The following is a 337-nucleotide window of genomic DNA, read 5'->3' as shown; positions in this document are numbered from 1 at the left end:
GGCACCCTCGACGACTTCGACGCCTTCGTGCGCCGGGCCGCCTCCCTGGACCTGGAGATCGCCCTCGACTTCGCGCTCCAGTGCTCCCCGGACCACCCCTGGGTGGAGAAGCATCCGGAGTGGTTCCACCACCGCCCGGACGGCACGATCGCCTACGCGGAGAACCCGCCGAAGAAGTACCAGGACATCTACCCGATCGCCTTCGACCAGGACATGCCGGGCCTGGTCCGCGAGACCGTACGGGTGCTCCGCTTCTGGATGGACCACGGCGTACGGATCTTCCGCGTCGACAACCCGCACACCAAACCGGTGGTCTTCTGGGAACAGGTCATCGCCG

Annotated in this window: 1 pseudogene; it reads left to right on the top strand. The window is 67.1% G+C overall.

Going from position 1 to position 337, the window contains the following annotated elements:
- Positions 1-337: pseudogene (locus N4G66_RS45440) on the top strand (alpha-1,4-glucan--maltose-1-phosphate maltosyltransferase); the annotation flags it as partial.

Source organism: Streptomyces rhizosphaerihabitans (genome assembly GCF_025399795.1).
Lineage (GTDB): Bacteria > Actinomycetota > Actinomycetes > Streptomycetales > Streptomycetaceae > Streptomyces > Streptomyces rhizosphaerihabitans.
The sequence above is the reverse complement of the archived record's forward strand: the minus strand, read 5'-3'. Positions and strand labels throughout refer to the sequence as shown.